The organism is Streptomyces sp. NPDC045021, assembly GCF_056432645.1.
Window position 1 is genome coordinate 389,106 of record NZ_JBWKIQ010000005.1, and the last position, 18,878, is coordinate 407,983.

An 18,878-nucleotide genomic window follows, 5' to 3' on the forward strand; every position below is an offset into this window, starting at 1 on the left:
GGCCGGGCCCTGGCAGCCCGGCGCTCCGCCCGGTCTCAGCGTTCGGCCAGTGCCCAGGCCAGCTGTACGGCCACGTCCCGCTTGACCTCGGCCAGCTGCTCCGCCACCCGGACCGGCGCCGTGCCGCCCCGCCCGTCGCGGGAGGCGAGCGCGCCCTTGACGTTGAGGACGGTGCGGACCTCCGGCGTCAAGTGGGGAGAGATCTTGGCGAACTGCTCGTCCGTCAGCTCGTCCAGCTCGATACCGTCGGCCTCGCAGACCTTGACGCACTCCCCCGCGACCTCGTGCGCGACCCGGAACGGGACGCCCTGCTTGACCAGCCACTCGGCGATGTCGGTGGCGAGGGAGAAGCCGGCCGGCGCCAGTTCCTCCATGCGCGCGGCGTTGACCGTGAGAGTGGCCATCATGCCGGTGAAGGCGGGCAGCAGGACCTCGAGGGTGTCGCAGGAGTCGAAGACCGGCTCCTTGTCCTCCTGCAGATCGCGGTTGTACGCGAGCGGCAGAGCCTTCAACGTCGCCAGCAGGCCGGTCAGGTTGCCGATGAGCCGACCGGACTTGCCGCGCGCCAGCTCGGCGATGTCCGGGTTCTTCTTCTGCGGCATGATCGACGAGCCGGTGGAGAAGGCGTCGTGGAGGGTGACGAAGGAGAACTCCTTCGTGTTCCAGATGATGATCTCCTCGGCGATCCGCGACAGGTCGATCCCGATCATCGCGGTGATGAACGCGAACTCCGCGACGAAGTCACGCGAGGCCGTGCCGTCGATGGAGTTGGCGACCGAGCCGCGCTCGAAGCCGAGTTCGGCGGCGACCGCCACCGGGTCCAGGCCGAGCGAGGAACCGGCGAGCGCGCCGGAGCCGTACGGGGAGACGGCCGTGCGCTCGTCCCACTGCCGCAGCCGCTCGGCGTCCCGGCCCAGCGCCTGTACGTGCGCCAGGACGTGGTGGGCGAAGAGCACGGGCTGGGCGTGCTGCAGATGCGTACGCCCCGGCATGGCGACGTCCGCGTGCGTCTCGGCGAGACCGACCAGCGCCTCCTGGAGCTCGGCGACCAGACCGCCGATCACGCGTGCGTGGTCGCGCAGGTACATCCGGAAGAGGGTGGCGATCTGGTCGTTGCGGGACCGGCCGGCCCGCAGCTTGCCGCCCAGGTCCGCGCCGATCCGCTCCAGCAGGCCGCGCTCCAGCGCGGTGTGCACGTCCTCGTCGGCGATGGTGCCGGTGATGGTGCCCGCCTCGACATCGGCCGCCAGCCGGTCGAGCCCGGCCAGCATCCGCCCCAGCTCGTCGTCGGTGAGCAGCCCGGCCTTGTGCAGCGCGCGGGCGTGGGCGCGGGAGCCCGCGATGTCGTAGGGGGCCAGCCGCCAGTCGAAGTGGACCGACGCGGAAAGCTTGGCCAGGGCCTCCGCCGGGCCGTCCGCGAACCGGCCGCCCCAGAGCCTGACATCGCCGTTGCTGCTCACCGCTGCTCCTCGAAGTGTCGCGTGGATCGTCGTGTTCGTACGCACGGGCGCGGGTGCGCTCGTGGAGAGGGCCGGGAGCCCGGGGCTCCCGGCCCCATGATGCCGGGTCGTGGGTCCGGCGCGGGGTCAGCTCTGCTGCAGGTCGCGCTTCGCGGCGATCTTCGAGGACATGCCGAAGATCTCGATGAAGCCCTTCGACAGGGACTGGTCGAAGGTGTCGCCCGAGTCGTACGTGGCGAGGTTGAAGTCGTAGAGCGACTCGTCGGACCGCCGGCCCGTGACGACCGCGCGGCCGCCGTGCAGCGTCATCCGGATGTCGCCGGAGACGTGCTCGTTGGCCTCGTTGATGAAGCCGTCCAGCGCCCGCTTGAGCGGCGAGAACCACAGGCCGTCGTAGACCAGTTCGGCCCACCGCTGCTCGACCTGCCGCTTGTAGCGGGCGAGTTCACGCTCGACGGTGACGTCCTCGAGCTCCTGGTGCGCGGTGATCAGCGCCAGCGCGCCCGGCGCCTCGTAGATCTCCCGGGACTTGATGCCGACCAGCCGGTCCTCGACCATGTCGAGCCGGCCGACGCCCTGGGCGCCGGCCCTGACGTTCAGCTGCTGGATGGCCTGCAGGACCGAGACGGGCCTGCCGTCGATGGCGACCGGGACACCCTGCTTGAAGGTGATGATCACCTCGTCGGCCTCGCGCGGGGTGGCCGGGTTCTGCGTGTACTCGTAGACGTCCTCGATCGGACCGTTCCAGATGTCTTCCAGGAAGCCGGTCTCGACCGCCCGGCCGAAGACGTTCTGGTCGATGGAGTACGGGGACTTCTTGGTGGTCGCGATCGGGAGGTTCTTCTCCTCGCAGAAGGCGATCGCCTTGTCCCGCGTCATCGCGTAGTCCCGGACCGGGGCGATGCAGGTCAGCTCCGGGGCGAGGGAGGAGATACCGGCTTCGAACCGGACCTGGTCGTTGCCCTTGCCGGTGCAGCCGTGGGCCACGACCGTGGCGCCGTGCTTGCGGGCGGCGGCGACCAGGTGCTTGACGATCGTCGGCCGCGACAGCGCGGAGACCAGCGGATAGCGGTCCATGTAACGGGCGTTGGCCTTGATCGCCGGCAGGCAGTACTCGTCGGCGAACTCGTCCTTGGCGTCGGCCACCTCGGCCTCGACCGCACCGCAGGCGATGGCCCGCTTGCGGATGACGTCCAGGTCCTCGCCGCCCTGGCCGACGTCGACCGCAACGGCGATGACCTCGGCGCCGGTCTCCTCGGCGATCCAGCCGATGGCGACAGAGGTGTCCAGGCCGCCGGAGTAGGCGAGTACGACGCGCTCGGTCACGGGGTTCTCCTCACACTGCAAACGCTGACAGGTATAAGTATGCACTCCACTGCATGATTCGTCAAAGCCGCGGTCCGACGGGTTCCGCCGCCCCGGAAACGCCGGAAGGGCCCCCGCGAACGGGGGCCCTTCCGGGTGGCTTCCAGGTCGTACGGTGCTACCGCGCCGGCTCAGTTCTGCCGGTGGTCGCCCGCCGCGAGCCGGAGCAGGTGGTCGGCCAGGGCCTGGCCGCCCGCCGCGTCCCGGCTGATCAGCATGAGGGTGTCGTCGCCCGCGATGGTGCCCAGGATGTCGTGCACCTCGGCCTGGTCGATCGCCGAGGCCAGGAACTGGGCCGCGCCCGGCGGGGTGCGCAGGACGACCAGGTTGGCGGATGCCTCCGCCGAGATGAGCAGCTCGCCGGCCAGCCGGGCCATCCGCTCCTCCTTCACCGACTCCCCCAGCGGCGCCTGCGGGGTACGGAAACCGCCCTCGGACGGTACGGCGTAGATCAGCTCGCCGCCGGCGTTGCGGATCTTGACCGCGCCCAGCTCGTCCAGGTCGCGCGAGAGCGTCGCCTGCGTGACGCTCAGCCCGTCGTCGGAGAGCATCTTCGCGAGCTGGCTCTGCGACCGCACCGGCTGCCGGTTGAGGATGTCCACGATCCGGCGGTGGCGTGCGGTGCGGGTCTGCGGTACGGCCTGGCCGCCGTGCTGCGCCTCGGTCATCGTCGCATTTCTCCGGATCGTTGGTCGCTGTGTACCGCGTCGAGGACGGCGGGCAGAGCCTGGAGGAACACCTCCACCTCGTCGTCACCGACGATCAGCGGAGGCGCGAGCCGTACCGTGTCGGGCACAGCCGCGTTCACCAGGAGTCCGGCGTCCTGAGCCGCCTGCTGCACCTGCGCGGCGAGCGGCTCCGTGAGAACGATACCCAGCAGGAGCCCCGCACCGCGCACATGATCGACCAGCGGGTGCCCCAGTGCCTCGATCCCGTGCCGCAGCCGGTCGCCCTGCCGCTTGACGTTGTCGAGAATCCCGTCGGCCGCGATGGTGTCCAGTACGGCGAGCGCGGCGGCGCAAGCGACCGGGTTCCCGCCGAAGGTGGTGCCGTGCTGACCCGGCGTCAGCAGGTCGGCCGCCGCACCGAAGGCGATCGTCGCGCCGATCGGCAGACCGCCGCCGAGACCCTTGGCGAGGGTGACCACATCGGGCTCGACGCCGTGCGCCTGGTGCTCGAACCAGTGGCCGGTCCGGCCGATGCCGGTCTGCACCTCGTCCAGGACCAGCAGGGTGCCGGTGGCGGTGGTGATCTCCCGGGCCGCCTTCAGATAGCCGGCGGGCGGCACGACGACGCCGTTCTCGCCCTGGATGGGCTCGATGATCAGCAGCGCGGTGTCGGTGGTGACGGCGGCGCGCAGCGCGTCCACGTCGCCGAACGGCACATGGGTGACGTCACCGGGCAGCGGATGGAACGCCTCCTGCTTCTTCGGCTGGCCGGTGAGGGCGAGGGCGCCCAGCGTCCGGCCGTGGAAGGCGCCGGAGGTGGCGACCATGTGCGTGCGGCCCGTCAACCGGCCGATCTTGAAGGCGGCTTCCACCGCCTCCGCACCGGAGTTGGAGAAGAAGACCCGGCCGGCGCGCCCGAAGAGCTGCAGCAGCCGCTCCGCCACGGCCACCGGCGGCTCGGCGATGAAGAGGTTCGACACGTGGCCGAGCGTGCCGATCTGCTCGGAGACCGCCCGGACCACCGCCGGATGACCGGTACCGAGGGAGTTGACCGCGATACCGCCGATGAAGTCGAGGTAGACCTTGCCGTCGGCGTCCCAGAACTTCGCGCCCTCGCCGCGGACCAGCGGGACGCGCGGCGTCCCGTAGTTGTCCATCAGCGAGCCCTGCCAGCGCTGCGTCAGTTCCTCGTTGCTCATGACCCGTCCCCCTGCGCGTCGGGCACGATCATCGTGCCGATGCCGTCGTCCGTGAATACTTCGAGGAGCATCGAGTGGGGCACCCGGCCGTCGATGATCCGTGCGCTGCCGACGCCGTTGCGCACGGCGTGCAGGCAGCCCTCCATCTTGGGCACCATGCCGCTGGCCAGCTGGGGCAGCAGCTTCTCCAGCTCGCTCGCGGTGAGTTGGCTGATCACGTCCTCGCTGGACGGCCAGTCGGCGTAGAGCCCCTCGACGTCGGTGAGGACCACGAGGACCTCGGCGCCCAGCGCCGAGGCGAGCGCGGCGGCTGCAGTGTCCGCGTTGATGTTGTAGACATGGCCGTCCTCGCCCCGGGCGATGGACGAGACGACCGGGATCCGGCCGTCGTCCAGCAGCGCCTGGATGGCGCCCGGGTCGACATGGGTGATCTCGCCGACGAGGCCGATGTCCACCTGCTCCCCGTCGACGACCGCGTGCCGCTTGACGGCCGTCATGGTGTGCGCGTCCTCGCCGGTCATCCCGACGGCGAACGGGCCGTGCTCGTTGAGCAACCCGACCAGCTGCCGCTGGACCTGGCCGGCGAGCACCATCCGGACGACGTCCATCGTCTCGGGGGTGGTCACCCGCAGTCCCGCGGTGAAGGACGACGCGATGCCGAGCCGGTCGAGCTGCGCGCTGATCTGCGGGCCGCCGCCGTGCACGACGACGGGCTTGAGGCCCGCGTGCCGCAGGAAGACGACATCCTGGGCGAAGGCCGCCTTCAGCTCCTCGTCGACCATGGCGTTGCCGCCGAACTTGATGACGACGGTCTTGCCGTTGAAGCGGGTGAGCCACGGCAGCGCCTCGATGAGGATGCGGGCCTTGGGCAGCGCGGTGTGGTTGCGCGCGGTGGGGTTGGTCATGAGCTGTACGCGCTGTTCTCGTGGACGTAGTCCGCCGTCAGGTCGTTGGTCCAGATGGTGGCCGCGGCGGCGCCCGCGTTCAGGTCGGCGGTGATGACGACCTCGCGGAACCGCATGTCGACCAGGTCGCGGTCCTCGCCGACCGAGCCGTCCTTGCAGACCCAGACGCCGTTGATGGCCACGTTGAGCCGGTCCGGCTCGAAGGCGGCGGCGGTCGTGCCGATCGCGGACAGCACCCGGCCCCAGTTGGGGTCCTCGCCGTGGATCGCGCACTTGAGGAGGTTGTTGCGGGCGATCGACCGGCCGACCTCGACGGCGTCGTCCTCGGTCGCGGCGTTGATCACCTCGACCTTGATGTCCTTGGACGCGCCCTCGGCGTCACCGATCAGCTGCCGGGCCAGATCGGCGCAGACCTGCTCGACGGCGGCGGCGAAGTCGTCGTAGGCGGGGACGGTGCCGGAGGCGCCGGAGGCGAGCAGCAGCACGGTGTCGTTGGTGGACATGCAGCCGTCGGAGTCGGCCCGGTCGAAGGTGGTGCGGGTGGCGGCGCGCAGCGCGGTGTCGAGCGTGCCGGCGTCCAGGTCGGCGTCGGTGGTGAGCACGACGAGCATGGTGGCCAGGCCCGGTGCGAGCATGCCCGCGCCCTTGGCCATCCCGCCGACGGTCCAGCCGTCCTTCTCGACGACGGCTGTCTTGTGCACCGAGTCGGTGGTCTTGATCGCGATGGCGGCCTTCTCGCCGCCGTGCGCGGAGAGTTCGGCCGCGGCCTTCTCGATCCCCGGCAGCAGCTTGTCCATCGGGAGGCGCAGGCCGATCAGGCCGGTGGACGCGACGGCGACCTCGCCCGCGTTCTGGCCGAGGACCTCCGCGACCTTCTCGGCGGTCGCGTGCGTGTCCTGGAAGCCGAGCGGCCCCGTGCAGGCGTTGGCGCCACCGGAGTTGAGGACGACGGCGGACACCAGCCCGCCCTTGACGACCTGCTCGGACCAGACGACGGGCGCGGCCTTCACACGGTTGGAGGTGAAGACGCCCGCGGCGGCCAGGCGCGGCCCGTTGTTGACCACGAGGGCCAGATCGGGGTTGCCGCTGTCCTTGATCCCGGCGGCGATGCCCGCGGCCGTGAATCCCTGTGCTGCCGTGACGCTCACGGTGCCACTCCTGTCGTGGAAAGTCCCATGTCCTCGGGGAGTCCGAGGGCGACGTTCATGCTCTGCACCGCGCCGCCCGCGGTGCCCTTCGTCAGGTTGTCGATCGCGCTGATGGCGATGATGCGGCCGGCCGCCTCGTCGTACGCGACCTGCAGCTGCACGGCGTTCGAGCCGATCACCGCGCCGGTCGACGGCCACTGCCCCTCGGGCAGCAGGTACACGAACGGCTCGTCCGCGAAGGCCTTCTCGTACGCGGCGCGCACCGCGTCGGCGGTGACCCCCGCCTTCGCCCGCACGCTGCAGGTGGCGAGGATGCCGCGCGGCATCGGTACGAGGGTCGGGGTGAACGAGACGCCGACCGGCTCTCCGGCCACGGCCGACAGGTTCTGGATCATCTCGGGGGTGTGGCGGTGCACGCCCCCGACGCCGTACGGGGTGACGGATCCCATGACCTCGCTGCCCAGCAGGTGCGGCTTGAGCGCCTTGCCCGCGCCGGACGTGCCGGAAGCGGCGACGATCACGGCCTCGGGCTCGGCGAGCCCCGCCGCGTACGCCGGGAAGAGCGCCAGCGAGACGCCGGTCGGGAAGCAGCCGGGCACCGCGATGCGCTTCGAGCCCTGCAGCGCGACCCGCGCCCCGGGCAGCTCTGGCAGCCCGTAGGGCCAGGTCCCGGCGTGTGCGGAGCCGTAGAACCGCTCCCAGTCCGCGGCATCGCGCAGCCGGAAGTCGGCGCCGCAGTCGACGATCAGCACGCCGTCGCCGAGCTGCTCGGCCACCGCCGCGGACTGCCCGTGCGGCAGCGCGAGAAAGACCACGTCGTGTCCGGCCAATACCTCGGCCGACGTCGGCTCGAGCACCCGCCCGGCCAGCGGCAGCAGATGCGGCTGCAGCGCGCCCAGTAGCTGTCCCACGTTGGAGTTGCCGGTGAGCGCACCGATCTCGATCTCCGGGTGCCCCAGGAGCAGCCGCAGGATCTCGCCCCCCGCGTACCCGCTCGCTCCTGCCACCGCTGCCCGCAAAGCCATCGAACCCTCCTCGTCGATGGCATGACTATACGGTCCACCGAAGCTTTATGCAAAGCTGCTCCTGCGCCCCACCTCTCCCGGACGCCGGTGCGACGGCTCGCCCCGGCGCTGGGCCGTGTCCTAGCCTGAGCCGCATGGACGAGCTCGACGGAGTGGAGATCATCGCCTTCGCGAACGCCGGGGCGTTCGAGGACTGGCTGGCCGGACACGTCACGCGCCATGAGGGTGTGTGGATCAGGATGGCGAAGAAGACGTCGGGCATCGCGACGGTCACCTCCGACGAGCTGGTCGACATCGGGCTCTGCTACGGCTGGATCTCCGGGCAGCGGCGGTCCCTCGACGAGCGGTACTACCTGCAGAAGTACGTGCCGCGCCGGCCCAGGAGCCTGTGGTCGCAGGTGAACGTGGACAAGGTCGCGACGCTGACGGCCGCCGGGCGGATGCGCGAACCCGGGCTCGCCGAGGTGCGCAGGGCGCAGGAGGACGGGCGGTGGGCGGCAGCCTACGAGTCGCAGCGGACGGCGACGGTGCCGCCCGACCTGGCGGCGGCGCTCGATGCGAATCCCGCCGCCGGGAAGGCGTTCGAGGCGCTCGACAGGACCGGGCGTTACCTGACGATCCTGCCGCTGCTCCAGGCGCTCACGCCGGAGGCCAGGCAGGTCCGGCTCGACAAGGCCCTGCAGCGGCTGGTGAACGGCGAGGGCCCCGAACAGGCCCTGCCCGGGCCGTCGGTGTGAGCTTCCGTCCGGCGGGCGGGCGGACCCTGACCCGTACTCCCCGTACTTCAGAGCTACGCGGAAGGTGCGCTCCCCGGCGGGACGCCGACCACACCGTGTGATCCATAACTTCGGTACCGGAAGAACGAAGGACATCCCGGTACGGAAGGACCACCCTCCATGGCGTCCCGCCCGCGCGACAACCGTCTGCGCCGCACACTGCTCGCCGCGCTCGTCACCGTGTCCGTGGCGTTCCCGGTGGCCGGGGCCGCCCGTCCGGCGGCTGTTCCGGCGCCCGCGCCGGCCGTGCTCGCCCCGCTGACCGCGGCGACTCCCGCCGCTCTCGGTGTGCGGTACGCCGCCAACCGCGACGGCATCCGGGCGGCGGAGCGGATGGCCGGGGAGCACGGCGACCGCAGGCGGGCGCGTGCCTTGCGCGCCATGGCGGAGCCGGCGCGGCACTTCCTCTCGTTCGACGGGCGGAACGGCGGCCGCACCGCCGAGGTGTTCGGCGATCTGTCCCGCGCCACCGAGATCGCCGTGCTGGTACCGGGTTCTGACACCAACCTCGACACCTACGAGCGCTTCCGGGCCGGCGCGGTGGCGCTGGAGCAGGAGCTCGGCGCTCGGGCCGCGGTCGTCGCCTGGCTCGGCTACGAGACGCCCGGCACGATGAGCCGCGAGGTGCTGACGCCGGGGCGGGCCAAGGGCGCCGCGCCCCGACTCCGTTCCTTCATGGCCGAGTTGGGTGCGATCAAGCCCGCCGCCCGGACGTCGCTGCTGTGCCACTCCTACGGCTCGGTCGTCTGCGCCCTGGCCGCCCGGGACCTGAAGGTCGCCGCCATCGTGCTGTACGGCAGCCCCGGCACCGGCGCCGACACCGTCGGCGCCCTGCACACCCGGGCCACCGTCTGGGCGGGCCGGGGTGCGGACGACTGGATCGCCGACGTGCCGCATGTGCGGATCCGACTGCCGTTCCTCACCGTCGGGTTCGGGACCGACCCGGTGTCGAAGAGGTTCGGCGCCCACACCTTCGACGCGGGCGACGGCGGCCACAGCGACTACCTCAAGCCCCGTTCCGCGTCGCTGCGCAACATCGCCCGGATCGTCTCCGGCCAGAACCCTTCCGAGGAGGGCCGCCGTGCGTGAGCTCGTGCGACGGATCGACTCCGCCACCCCGCCCGACCGCGACCGTGCCATCGACGCGCTGCGCGCCCTCGCCGTCCTGGGCGTGGTGCTCGGGCACTGGCTGGTGACCGCGCTGGTCGCCGACAGCGGGACGGTGCACGGTGCGGGGCCGCTCCAGCGGATGCCCCGACTGGCCCCGGTCTCCTGGCTGTTCCAGACCCTCGCGGTCTTCTTCCTGGTCGGCGGACACGTGGCCGGGAAGGGTTACCCGGCGGCGCGGGCCCGCGGCACGACGTACGGGCAGTGGCTCGGCGCCCGGATGACGCGGCCGTTCGGACCGGTCGCCGCCGTGCTGGTGGTGTGGAGCCTGGCTGCCGGTGTTCGCCGTCGCGCTGCTGGTCTGCTGGGCCGCGTTCCGCACGTACGAACAGGGGCGCCCGAAAACGGGCGGCCTGGTCGTGCGCGAGGGGCGCCCCGCCCGATCGGCGGCGACGCGGCGTGCCTAGGCTGGATCTTGTGAAGCGGGGGGACATGACGGAGCAACCGGTGCCGGTTCTGCGGAGGTTGCTGCGTACCCTGCGCGAGGACCTGTGGACGGGGGCCGATCCGCTGCCCCGCACGGGACGGCCGCGCTGGCTGGACTGGCGCCCGGCGATCACGGTGCCGCTCGTGTTCGTCGCGTTGGGCCTGCTCATCGCCAATACGAACGAGTACGCCGTCAACTACCGGACGGGCGGGGCGGTCGGCCTGCTGCTCGCCACGATCCAGTCGGTGGCCCTCGTCGCGGTGCTGTTCCGCCCGGTCCCGGCCTGGTGGGCGTCGACGATCGCCATGGCTGTGGCCGCGGTGCGGGCCGATGTGGTCGGGAGCACGATCTTCCCGTGGACGGGCGCCGGCCTCACCCAGCAGGCCATGGTGCTGTTCCTGCTCGCGCTGCGGGTCCGCCCCCGCGTCGCCGCCGAGACGCTGGCCATCAGCGTCGTGGCGGGACTGATCAGTGGCGCGTCCGTCATCACGGGGCACGCCGACGATGTCCGCCTCGGCGCCGTGATCTTCACGACGGCCACGGTGCTCGGCGCGGCGCTGCGCGGGCTCGGGGTGGCCCGTACGGAACTGGTCGCGCAGGAGGAGATCACCGCCGAGGAGCGGGCCCGGCGCACCCTGCTGGAGGAGCGCAACCGGATCGCCCGCGAACTGCACGACGTGGTCGCCCACCACATGTCGGTGATCTCCATCCAGGCGCAGGTCGCCCCGCACCTGGTCGAGAACCCCTCCGAGGAACTGCGGGAGAACCTCGCGGGCATCCGCGCCAACGCGGTCGAGGCGCTCACCGAACTACGGCACGTGCTCGGCGTACTGCGCTCCGAGGACACGCTGCCGAACAGCGCCCGGCACACCCCGCAACCCACCCTCGACCGACTGGACGAGCTGGTCGGCAACGTGCGCGGCGCCGGGCTCCCGGTCACCACCCGGACCACCGGGGAGCCGCGACCGCTGCCGCCGGGAGTCGAGCTGTCGGCGTTCCGTATCGTGCAGGAGGCGCTCAGCAACGCGATGCGGCACGCGCCCGGGGCGGCGGTTCTGGTGGAGGTCGGGTACACCGCGTCCGGCGTCACGGTCCGGGTCACCAACACCGCGCCGGACCGGGCCGCACCGCCCTCGCGAGAAATCGGGCACGGGCTGCTCGGGATGCGCGAGCGCACCGCGATGCTGGGGGGCGAACTGGCCACCGGAGCCACCCCGGACGGCGGCTACGAAGTGACCGCGATACTGCCCGCGCGCCCCCCGGTCGCACCCGCAGACCCTGCCGCGCCCGCCGACCCCGTTGAGGACACTCCATGACGACCATCCGCGTTCTGATCGCCGACGATCAGATGATGGTCCGCCAGGGCCTGACGGTGCTGCTCAACGCCGAGCCCGGTATCGAGGTCGTCGGCCAGGCCGTGGACGGCATCGACGCCGTCGCCAAGGTGGCCGAACTCGCCCCCGACGTCGTCCTGATGGACATACGGATGCCCCGCCTCGGCGGCATCGAGGCGACCCGCCGTATCACCGAGCCGGCGGGCGCCACCGTCAAGGTCCTCGTCCTGACCACGTTCGATCTCGACGAGTACGTCTACGAGGCGCTGCGCGCGGGAGCGTCCGGTTTTCTGCTGAAGGACGCGTCGGCCGCCGAACTGGCCCAGGCGGTGCGGGTGGTGGCCTACGGCGACGCCCTGCTCGCCCCGAACATCACCAAGCGCCTCATCGCCGAGTTCTCCCGCATGGCCGGCGCCCCACGGGCCCCGCTCAAGGACCGCATCGGCGATCTGACGGAACGTGAGACCGAGGTCCTCTCCCTGATCGCCCAGGGTCTGTCGAACGCGGAGATCGCCCAGCGTCTCGTGGTGGCGGAGCAGACCGTGAAGTCCCACGTCAGCCGGATCCTGGTCAAACTCGGCCTCCGCGACCGGACCCAGGCGGCCGTCTTCGCCTACGAGACGGGCCTCATCCGCCCGACCGGCTACTGACGGCCGGGCCGTCCTCAGCTCAGGACGTGGAGTCGGCGATCTCCGTGACCGCTCGGCGAGGAGATTCCTCAGCCGGGCGGAACGGCTCCCTCGCCGGCCGGCGGGTCATACCGACGCCGACGAGGACGACGGCCATGCCCGCGACGGTCCGGAGGTTGACGTCCTCGTGGAGCACGATCGCGCCCAGCGCCACCGAGACCACCGGCAGCAGGTATCCGACCGTGGCGGCGTTGGTCGCGCCCTCGTCCGCGATGAGCCGGTAGGTGAGGTGGAAGGTGATCCCGGTGGCGAAGATCCCCAGGACGACCACCGCCGTCAGAGCGGCGGGACCGGGGTGAAGGGGCGCGAGTCCGCCGATCGGCAGGGTCAGCGCACTGAGTCCCGTCGCGGCGAGGAGTTGGGACGCGGAGAGCGCGATGGTGGCGGTGCCCTTCCCGACGAGATGGCGTCCCATGTAGGCGAACGCGACGGCGTAACTGGCCGCCGCTCCAAGGATGGCGGCGGAACCCCAGCTGACGAGTCCGCCCCGCCCCCACGGGGCGAAGATCAGCAGCGTGCCCGCGAAGCCGAGGAGGAGTCCGCCCAGCCGGGCGGGGCGGAGCCGGCGTTCCGTGCCGATGGCGACACCGATCAGCAGGGACCACAACGGGGTCGTCGCGTTCAGGACGCCGGCCACGCCGGAGTCGACCGTCTGCTCGCCGACGCTGAACAACGCGAACGGCAGCGCGTTGCAGAAGAAGGCGGCAACGGCGATGTGACCCCAGGTCGCACGGTCACGCGGCAGGCGGCGGCGCGCCGAGAAGCACAGGACGAGCAGGACCAGGGCGCCCAACGCGCAGCGGGTGAAGGTGACTTGGGCGGGCGACAGGCCGTCCAGGGCCACCTTGATCCACAGGAACGTCGATCCCCACAGCAGGGCGAGTACGCCCATCCGCACCAGCGCCATCGGGCCGGAACCGCCCTGTCCGCCCCGCGTGCCACTACCGCCGTCGCCGCCACTGCCGCTGCTGCTCACTCGCTGTCTCCCTGTTCGGTCTTCCGGCGTTCACCGTGCCTCCGGTCGACCCGACAGGACAAGAGAAAAGAGTTGCATGCACCATTAAGCTCTCCTACATGCTCGATGTGAGACGTATGCAGGTGCTGCGGGCGGTCGTCACCAGTGGTTCGGTGACCGCGGCGGCGGCGAATCTGGGGTACACGCCGTCCGCCGTCAGCCAGCAGGTGGCGGCCCTGGAGAAGCAGGCCGGAACGGCGCTGCTCGAACGCTTCGGCCGGGGCGTACGGCCGACTGCGGCCGGGCTGCTGCTCACCGAACACGCGGCCGTGATCAGCAGGAACGTCGCCGAGGCGGAGACCGCGCTGGCCGATCTCCGGGCCGGGCGCACCGGGCAGTTGTCGATCCGCTACTTCGCCACGGCGGGCGCGACGCTGGTGGCGCCGGCGCTGGCGCGGCTGCGCGACGAGCATCCGGGCGTGCGGATCGATCTCAAGCTCATCGACCCCGAGGACCCCCTTCCCGAGGTGCAGCAGGGCCGGGCCGATCTGGCGATCGTGGTCCATCCGCGCGACCGGCCGAGCGCGGGCATCCGCCTCGTGCACCTGCTCGACGACCCCTACCGCGCGGTGCTGCCCAAGGGGCACCGGCTCGCGGCGAAGAAGGTGCTGGATCTGACCGATCTCGCGGACGAGCCGTGGGTCGGCAACGAATGGCCGGCGGGCCCCTGCCTCGAATCCGTCCTCGACGCCTGTGCCGCGGCGGGCTTCAGCCCGGATTTCGTGGTCGAGAGCGTGGACTACGCCACGGCGCAGGGGTTCATCGCCGCCGGCCTCGGGGTCGGCCTGATGCCGACGCTGGGGCTGGGAAACCGCCATCCCGGAGTCGTCGTGCGCAAGGTCCGCGGACCGGAGCCGGTCCGGGCGATCTACGCGGCGGTACGCGAGACCTCGCCGGCCCAGCCCGCGCTGCTCGGCCTGATCGACGCCCTCCGGGACGCGGCGGCCCGCTGAGCCGGCGGGAAGTCCGCGATCAGCGTTTCACCGCTCGCACGATGACGAACTTCGGGTCGCTCGCGACGACCTCGCAGTTGCCGAAGACCCGGCGCAGCTTCACGTGGTAGCCGAGATGCCGGTTCCCGATGACCCACAACTCACCCCCGTCGCGCAGCGCGTCGCGGGACCCGGTGAACATGTGCCAGGCCGTCGTGTCGGTCGTCGCCTGGTGGGTGTGGAACGGCGGATTGTTCAGCACCAGGTCCACCGAGCCGGCGGGGACGGACGACAGGCCGTCGTCCACCAGGAACTCGGCCTTGCCTGCCGTTCCGGCGTTGGCCCGGAAGGTGGCCTCGGCGGAGGCCACCGCGGAGAACGACTCGTCGATGAACGTCACTTCGGCGTCGGGGTTGGCCAGCGCCGCGGCTGTGCCGACCACGCCGTTGCCACAGCCCAGGTCCACGACGCGTTCGGGGCCGTGGCGCTGCGGCAGGTGCCGCAGGAAGAACCGGGTACCGATGTCCAGGCGTTCGGCGCAGAAGATGCCCGCGTGGTTGGTGACGGCCAGGCCGGAGGCCGCGCCGAGGTCGGCGGGCAGCTCGTACGTGCGCGGCCACGGGCTGTCGGTACGGACGAGGGCGGGGTCCGGCGTACTGAAGACGAGCCGGGCCTTCTTCGCGGCCAGCGACGTCCTGGTCGGACCGATGAGCTCTTCGAAGAGCTTGAGCGTCGAGGTGTGGATCTCGGTGACCATCCCGGTGCCGACGACGACGGTACCGGCGTGCAACCGCGGTGCGAGCCGGTGCAGTTGGTCCTCCAGGAACGCCAGGCTCTTGGGCACCCGGACCAGCAGTACGTCGATCCGCTCCGGGACGGCGTCCATGGCCGAAAGCAGCCGTACCGCGTCGGCGTCGGCGCCGCTGCGCGCCAGATTCGCCCGGGTCGCCTGCTGGGCGAGGAAGGAGTCGGTGATCTGTACCGGGCGGTGCGCGGCGAGCGAGGTGACCAGCGCGCCCCACCGGTCGCCCACCACGACCACGGTGCCCGACAGGTCCACGGGCTCCGCGTCGATCCCGTCCAGGTGCCGCAGCAGGTACTCGTCGGCGGCGTCCCAGGCACGGAGCCTGTCGCGGGGGTCCTCGGGGAATCGGGTGAGGTCGTACGCACCCGATGACGTCGTCAAACGGTTCATTGTGCCCTCAGGCTAACCGAGTCCCCAAGGCCCCCGGGCCACCGAGTCGGGCGAGCACGGTCGGACGCGGGCCGGCGCCGGGCGGGCACCGGGCGGCGGACCGCTACGCCTCTGGGGCGGCTTCCGTGGTGAAGGTCCACGACAGCAGGGCGGTGGCCTCGTCGGTGTCCGCTCCGGTGGAGCGGTAGGTGGCGAGGGCGGCGGGGTTGTCGCGGTCGGTGAGCACCCACATCCCGTAGCAGTCGCGCTCGCGGGCGAGCGCCGCCAGCCCGCTGACCAGGGCCCGGCCGATGCCGCGCCGCCGGTGCCCTTCGGCCACCCCGAGCTCGTAGAGGAACATCTCGGTCCCCTTGTCCGGGTGGGTCATCTCCACCCCTGTGACGAACCCGGCCGGCTCCGCTCCCTGATAGGCCACCAGCAGGTGATGTCCCGCCTCGGCGAGGAACCGGGCCGCCCACTCCGGACGGGCCGGCCCGTCGAAGAGGGTCTCGGCGGCGATCACGTCCGCGGCCCGCGTCACCCGACGGATCTCCAGCACCTTCGCCTCCTGGTGTACGGCACAACGGTTCCCAGCAGGACTCTGCCCGACACATGCCCCCGCCCGCCCACCGTACCCAGCGATTCCGGCCGAAGCCCCGCTCCTGCGGGACCTCGGCCGGGGTACTAGCTGTCGACGGCGACCGGGGCGTCGGCGGTGCGGTGGGTGCCGGTGCGCGTGCGGGCGTGCTGGGCGGCCTGCGACAGGTCCGCGTCCGCGAGTTCGGGGAGCGCGGTGAGCAGGTCGAGCACCGCGCGCGCCACCGGCAGATCGGCGGCGGCGGTCGCGAGGCCGACGTCCTTGGCCGCGAGCGCCACGGGGAAGTGCGCCTCGCGGGCGAACGCCCGCTGTACGACGCCGGCCAGCGGGCCCTTCTTCAACTCGCCGACCACGAGCTCCTCGGGCAGCCTGAGGGTGTCCGCGAGGGCGAGCGCCTCTCCGACCAGCGCGACCCCGCCGATGATCGAGTTGATCAGCACCAGCTTCAGCGCCGCTCCCGATCCGGTCGCACCGCAGCGGGTCACCGTGCCGAGGCACTCCAGGATCTTCAGGACCGGGTCGGGGTCCCCGCCCGCCAGCACCCACAGTTCACCCGTCGCCGCACGGTCGACGCTGCCCATCACCGGGGCGTCGATCAGCGCCACCCCATCCGGCAGCCGCCCTGCCAGCTCGTCCGTGGCCCGCGGTCCGATGGTCGACATGTCGATGAGATACGTCCCGGGGCGCAGCGCGGTCGCGACACCGTCCGCCCCGTCCATGACCTGCCGCATCGCCTCGGGGCCGGCCAGCATCGTGATCACCACATCGGCGCCGGCTACCGCCTCCGCGGGGGTGCTCGCCTGACGGGCTCCCGCCGCCACGAGCGGTTGTGCCCGCGAGGCGGTGCGATTCCACACGGTCAGCGGGTGGCCTGCCGCAAGCAGCCGGCGCGCCATGACGGCGCCCATGTGTCCCAGGCCCAGAAACGCGATCTTTTCCATATCGACGACGCTAGGGGCGGCCAAGCCGTGCGACAAGCGAATGTCTAGCATAGAAGGCATGCCAGAACCGCATGTCTCCATGGCCTTCGCCGACGACTTCTCCATCTCGTGGCTCCGGATGTTCACCGAGGTCGCCCGCCTCGGTTCGTTCACCGCCGCGGCGAATGGCCTCGGCTACACCCAGTCCGCGGTGTCCCGGCAGATCTCCGCGCTGGAAGGGCAGACGGGCGCCCCGCTCTTCGACCGGCTGCCGCGCGGGGTGCGGCTCACCGAGGCGGGTCGCAGCCTGCTGCCGCACGCCGAGGCCGTGCTCGACCGGCTCGGCGCGGCCCGGCAGGACCTCACCGCGCTGCGCGACCTCGACGCCGGCCGGCTGCGGATCGGCGCGTTCGCGACGGCCGAGGCGGCGCTCGTCCCCAGGGCGATCGCCGCGTTCCACGCCCGCCATCCGGCGGTCGCCATCACTCTCAAGGAAGGTGTGACACCTGCCCATCTCGCCGGGCTGGCGGCCGGGGAGATCGATGTCGCCGTCGTCAGCACCACGTTCGGGCATCCGCTGGACGACTTCGACCTGCACCATCTGCTGGACGAGAGCATGCTCGTCGCGCTGCCCGCCGGCCACCCGTTGGCCGGCCGGTCATGGATCAGGCTCGCCGAACTCGCCGAGGAGCAGTGGGTGACGGGCAGCGCCCGGCCCGGGGGCACCCTGATCAGCTCCGCGCTGCGGACCGGATTCGAGCCGCGGATCGGCTTCGTCGCGGCCGAGTGGATCGCCAAGCAGGGCTTCGTCGCGGCGGGCCTCGGCGTCACCCTCGTCCCGGCCCTGGCCGCCGCCTCGGTGCGGGCCGACATCGCCCTCGTGGCGCTGCATCCCGACGACGTTCCGGGGCGGGCCGTCTACGCCGCCACCGCGCGCGGCCTGTCGCCGTCCCCGGCGGTCGGCGCGTTCCTCGGCCTGCTCGACGAGGCCGTCGCCGGGCTGCTCGCCGCTCTCGGCGGACCCGGTAACGGCGGAGCGGGCGGCGGCTGAAGGCCGTTGTCAGTGCCGGGTGCGACGATCCGGACATGACTGCGACCGCCGCTGACTTCACCTGGTTCGACGACCGCTTCCCCGGTCTGGCCGAGGCGTACTGCATCACGCTGGTGCGCGGGCTGGCGCCCGAGGAGCTCCTGGAACGGCTCCATGCCACCGGGCGGATACGCCTGAAGGGGGCCGAGTCCCTCGTCGAGCCCGCCTACGACGCCTGGGACGCGCACGACGGGGACCGGCTGTTCATCGCCGTGGCCGAGGTCGGCGAGTGGGCCCTCGCGATCGAGCCGAACGGCTACCTCGGCACGATGGACCAGTTGATCCTTCCGCTCTCCCAAGGCACCCGCCTGGTCTCGCACTTCAGGAACGTCAACGCCGTCGACCACTTCCACTGGTGCGAGGACGGCGAGTTGCGGCTGCATTTCGAACCGCTCTTCCCGTTCAGCCGGGACGGCAGCGACCCGGACGGGCTCGAACCGGTGATGCGTCAGGTCGGCTTCGATCTGAGCGACAAGGACGACCGGCAGTACCAGCTCAACACCGAGGCGGCGTTCGCCCTCGCCGAGCATCTGACCGGGGTCCGGCTGACGGCGGAGCTGCTGGAGAGCGCCGAGTTCCTGTGCGGCACCGCCCCGCTGCCCAGACGGTAGCGGGCAGGACATGGGCGGGGGAACGGACTTGGGCATGGAGCGGGGCCCGAGAGCGTGTCCAGCTCCCGGGCCCCTGTTGATGCCGCCCATGTGCACACGCCGGCGCGATGGGGTGCGGGTCAGTTTCACGTCGTCTTGTTCTGCCATTGAACTACCGCCGCAGGAGGGAGAGCGGCGGACCGGATTCGAACCGGCACCTGACGACCAAGCCCGAACCCGGAGGATCCGGCGATCGGCGGCGAATGCTGAGTCTGGAGCAAGAGTCTGAGATTGATCGCGGTCTGCCTCTGCCAGTTGGGCTACCCCGGCCGGTAGTGCCGGGAGAGGGACTCGAACCCCCACTGGAACCACGTCGTCACGACAAGCTTCAGGCTG

Annotated in this window: 18 protein-coding genes and 1 pseudogene; 8 read left to right on the top strand and 11 right to left on the bottom strand. The window is 71.7% G+C overall.

Going from position 1 to position 18,878, the window contains the following annotated elements; all coding sequences use genetic code 11:
* Positions 1 to 35 precede the first annotated feature (35 nt).
* The 7 genes from argH to argC form a co-directional block, all read right to left on the bottom strand.
* On the bottom strand, positions 36 to 1,460 hold the full coding sequence (gene argH, locus AC07DC_RS18570; RefSeq protein WP_478915484.1) for an argininosuccinate lyase: 1,425 nt from the start codon (positions 1,458 to 1,460) through the stop codon (positions 36 to 38).
* Between the two features lie 126 nt (positions 1,461 to 1,586).
* Entirely contained in the window at positions 1,587 to 2,786 is a 1,200-nt protein-coding gene (locus tag AC07DC_RS18575) for an argininosuccinate synthase (protein ID WP_478915485.1), read from the bottom strand.
* 170 nt (positions 2,787 to 2,956) lie between these two features.
* Complete coding sequence (locus AC07DC_RS18580) at positions 2,957 to 3,493, bottom strand: arginine repressor (RefSeq protein WP_478915486.1); 537 nt, start codon at positions 3,491 to 3,493, stop codon at positions 2,957 to 2,959.
* On the bottom strand, positions 3,490 to 4,692 hold the full coding sequence (locus AC07DC_RS18585) for an acetylornithine transaminase (protein WP_478915487.1): 1,203 nt from the start codon (positions 4,690 to 4,692) through the stop codon (positions 3,490 to 3,492). The genes AC07DC_RS18580 and AC07DC_RS18585 overlap by 4 nt, the downstream gene beginning before the upstream one ends.
* Complete coding sequence (gene argB / locus AC07DC_RS18590) at positions 4,689 to 5,597, bottom strand: acetylglutamate kinase (RefSeq protein ID WP_478915488.1); 909 nt, start codon at positions 5,595 to 5,597, stop codon at positions 4,689 to 4,691. Before argB ends, AC07DC_RS18585 begins: the two co-directional genes overlap by 4 nt.
* Positions 5,594 to 6,745 (bottom strand): bifunctional glutamate N-acetyltransferase/amino-acid acetyltransferase ArgJ, encoded by a 1,152-nt coding sequence (gene argJ, locus AC07DC_RS18595; RefSeq protein WP_478915489.1) that lies wholly within the window; start codon positions 6,743 to 6,745, stop codon positions 5,594 to 5,596. The genes argB and argJ overlap by 4 nt, the downstream gene beginning before the upstream one ends.
* Entirely contained in the window at positions 6,742 to 7,770 is a 1,029-nt protein-coding gene (gene argC, locus AC07DC_RS18600; RefSeq protein ID WP_478915490.1) for an N-acetyl-gamma-glutamyl-phosphate reductase, read from the bottom strand. The genes argJ and argC overlap by 4 nt, the downstream gene beginning before the upstream one ends.
* A 134-nt stretch (positions 7,771 to 7,904) precedes the next feature.
* Here argC and AC07DC_RS18605 point away from each other — a divergent pair, with 134 nt between their 5' ends.
* The 5 genes and pseudogenes from AC07DC_RS18605 to AC07DC_RS18625 all read left to right on the top strand — a co-directional run bounded on the left by AC07DC_RS18605 (position 7,905) and on the right by AC07DC_RS18625 (position 12,124).
* On the top strand, positions 7,905 to 8,507 hold the full coding sequence (locus tag AC07DC_RS18605) for a YdeI/OmpD-associated family protein (RefSeq protein WP_478915491.1): 603 nt from the start codon (positions 7,905 to 7,907) through the stop codon (positions 8,505 to 8,507).
* 159 nt (positions 8,508 to 8,666) lie between these two features.
* Complete coding sequence (locus AC07DC_RS18610) at positions 8,667 to 9,635, top strand: alpha/beta hydrolase (RefSeq protein WP_478915492.1); 969 nt, start codon at positions 8,667 to 8,669, stop codon at positions 9,633 to 9,635.
* Positions 9,628 to 9,993: pseudogene (locus tag AC07DC_RS18615) on the top strand (acyltransferase family protein); the annotation flags it as partial. The gene AC07DC_RS18610 and the pseudogene AC07DC_RS18615, both read left to right, overlap by 8 nt.
* Positions 9,994 to 10,145: 152 nt before the next feature.
* Complete coding sequence (locus AC07DC_RS18620; RefSeq protein WP_478915493.1) at positions 10,146 to 11,456, top strand: sensor histidine kinase; 1,311 nt, start codon at positions 10,146 to 10,148, stop codon at positions 11,454 to 11,456.
* Positions 11,453 to 12,124: a response regulator gene (locus AC07DC_RS18625; protein ID WP_478915494.1), complete on the top strand. Its 672-nt coding sequence runs from the start codon at positions 11,453 to 11,455 to the stop codon at positions 12,122 to 12,124. Before AC07DC_RS18620 ends, AC07DC_RS18625 begins: the two co-directional genes overlap by 4 nt.
* A 19-nt stretch (positions 12,125 to 12,143) precedes the next feature.
* On the opposite strand, the gene AC07DC_RS18630 is transcribed toward AC07DC_RS18625, so the two are convergent.
* A complete protein-coding gene (locus AC07DC_RS18630) occupies positions 12,144 to 13,055 on the bottom strand; it encodes a DMT family transporter (RefSeq protein ID WP_478915607.1) in 912 nt (303 codons plus the stop codon).
* Between the two features lie 182 nt (positions 13,056 to 13,237).
* Between AC07DC_RS18630 and AC07DC_RS18635 the strand changes: the two genes are divergently transcribed.
* Entirely contained in the window at positions 13,238 to 14,131 is an 894-nt protein-coding gene (locus AC07DC_RS18635) for a LysR family transcriptional regulator (protein WP_478915495.1), read from the top strand.
* Between the two features lie 19 nt (positions 14,132 to 14,150).
* Here the strand turns inward: AC07DC_RS18635 and AC07DC_RS18640 are convergent, their stop codons facing one another.
* From AC07DC_RS18640 to AC07DC_RS18650, 3 genes are all read right to left on the bottom strand, one after another.
* A complete protein-coding gene (locus tag AC07DC_RS18640; RefSeq protein WP_478915496.1) occupies positions 14,151 to 15,305 on the bottom strand; it encodes a methyltransferase in 1,155 nt (384 codons plus the stop codon).
* Positions 15,306 to 15,408: 103 nt separating this feature from the next.
* On the bottom strand, positions 15,409 to 15,840 hold the full coding sequence (locus tag AC07DC_RS18645; RefSeq protein WP_478915608.1) for a GNAT family N-acetyltransferase: 432 nt from the start codon (positions 15,838 to 15,840) through the stop codon (positions 15,409 to 15,411).
* 128 nt (positions 15,841 to 15,968) lie between these two features.
* The gene (locus tag AC07DC_RS18650; protein ID WP_478915497.1) at positions 15,969 to 16,823 is read right to left on the bottom strand and encodes an NAD(P)-dependent oxidoreductase; all 855 of its coding nucleotides are present in this window, start codon (positions 16,821 to 16,823) and stop codon (positions 15,969 to 15,971) included.
* Between the two features lie 58 nt (positions 16,824 to 16,881).
* Here AC07DC_RS18650 and AC07DC_RS18655 point away from each other — a divergent pair, with 58 nt between their 5' ends.
* Together AC07DC_RS18655 and AC07DC_RS18660 are read left to right on the top strand one after the other, a co-directional pair.
* Positions 16,882 to 17,853 (top strand): LysR family transcriptional regulator, encoded by a 972-nt coding sequence (locus AC07DC_RS18655; protein WP_478915498.1) that lies wholly within the window; start codon positions 16,882 to 16,884, stop codon positions 17,851 to 17,853.
* Positions 17,854 to 17,888: 35 nt separating this feature from the next.
* Complete coding sequence (locus tag AC07DC_RS18660; RefSeq protein ID WP_478915499.1) at positions 17,889 to 18,503, top strand: DUF6461 domain-containing protein; 615 nt, start codon at positions 17,889 to 17,891, stop codon at positions 18,501 to 18,503.
* Positions 18,504 to 18,878: the final 375 nt, after the last annotated feature.

What these genes read in the sequence shown, in the direction of transcription:
- argC (WP_478915490.1), bottom strand. Translation starts at nt 7,770, where the DNA reads ATGGCTTTGCGGGCAGCGGTGGCAGGAGCGAGCGGGTACGCGGGGGGC.
- AC07DC_RS18630 (WP_478915607.1), bottom strand. Translation starts at nt 13,055, where the DNA reads ATGGGCGTACTCGCCCTGCTGTGGGGATCGACGTTCCTGTGGATCAAG.
- AC07DC_RS18650 (WP_478915497.1), bottom strand. Translation starts at nt 16,823, where the DNA reads ATGGAAAAGATCGCGTTTCTGGGCCTGGGACACATGGGCGCCGTCATG.
- AC07DC_RS18635 (WP_478915495.1), top strand. Translation starts at nt 13,238, where the DNA reads ATGCTCGATGTGAGACGTATGCAGGTGCTGCGGGCGGTCGTCACCAGT.
- AC07DC_RS18625 (WP_478915494.1), top strand. Translation starts at nt 11,453, where the DNA reads ATGACGACCATCCGCGTTCTGATCGCCGACGATCAGATGATGGTCCGC.
- AC07DC_RS18640 (WP_478915496.1), bottom strand. Translation starts at nt 15,305, where the DNA reads ATGAACCGTTTGACGACGTCATCGGGTGCGTACGACCTCACCCGATTC.
- AC07DC_RS18605 (WP_478915491.1), top strand. Translation starts at nt 7,905, where the DNA reads ATGGACGAGCTCGACGGAGTGGAGATCATCGCCTTCGCGAACGCCGGG.
- AC07DC_RS18580 (WP_478915486.1), bottom strand. Translation starts at nt 3,493, where the DNA reads ATGACCGAGGCGCAGCACGGCGGCCAGGCCGTACCGCAGACCCGCACC.
- AC07DC_RS18655 (WP_478915498.1), top strand. Translation starts at nt 16,882, where the DNA reads ATGCCAGAACCGCATGTCTCCATGGCCTTCGCCGACGACTTCTCCATC.
- AC07DC_RS18660 (WP_478915499.1), top strand. Translation starts at nt 17,889, where the DNA reads ATGACTGCGACCGCCGCTGACTTCACCTGGTTCGACGACCGCTTCCCC.
- AC07DC_RS18620 (WP_478915493.1), top strand. Translation starts at nt 10,146, where the DNA reads ATGACGGAGCAACCGGTGCCGGTTCTGCGGAGGTTGCTGCGTACCCTG.
- AC07DC_RS18585 (WP_478915487.1), bottom strand. Translation starts at nt 4,692, where the DNA reads ATGAGCAACGAGGAACTGACGCAGCGCTGGCAGGGCTCGCTGATGGAC.
- argB (WP_478915488.1), bottom strand. Translation starts at nt 5,597, where the DNA reads ATGACCAACCCCACCGCGCGCAACCACACCGCGCTGCCCAAGGCCCGC.
- AC07DC_RS18610 (WP_478915492.1), top strand. Translation starts at nt 8,667, where the DNA reads ATGGCGTCCCGCCCGCGCGACAACCGTCTGCGCCGCACACTGCTCGCC.